Genomic DNA, 293 nt, shown 5'->3' on the forward strand with positions numbered 1-293 from the left:
GTTTGAGGCTCCGGTGGTTTGCGTTTCCGCGTTCAGGTAGACCTGCCAGTCGCCTCGGGCGATGCATTCCAGTCCGCCGCCGACGATGATCTGAAGGCTTGTGTGCCGGGCATCAACGCTGTGGACAGTGACGCTTTCGCTCAGCCGCGCCGGGACGTACAGCGCGATCAGGTGGTTAAGCATGTTGCTCCTTCTTTTGCCGAGAAAGGTGGTGGGTGGGGCGACCAATGGTGACCGGCCAGCTCCCCTCTCCCCCCGTTGTTTTTTGGCTGCTGGCGAAGCTTGCGGAGCTG

The 293-nt window shown here is 61.8% G+C and carries 1 pseudogene; it reads right to left on the reverse strand.

Annotated features, from left to right (window positions below):
- Positions 1-183, reverse strand: a pseudogene (locus tag LN996_RS23580) (hypothetical protein); the annotation flags it as partial.
- Positions 184-293 lie beyond the last annotated feature (110 nt).

Source organism: Arthrobacter sp. AK01 (assembly GCF_021109375.1).
Taxonomy (GTDB): Bacteria; Actinomycetota; Actinomycetes; order Actinomycetales; family Micrococcaceae; genus Arthrobacter.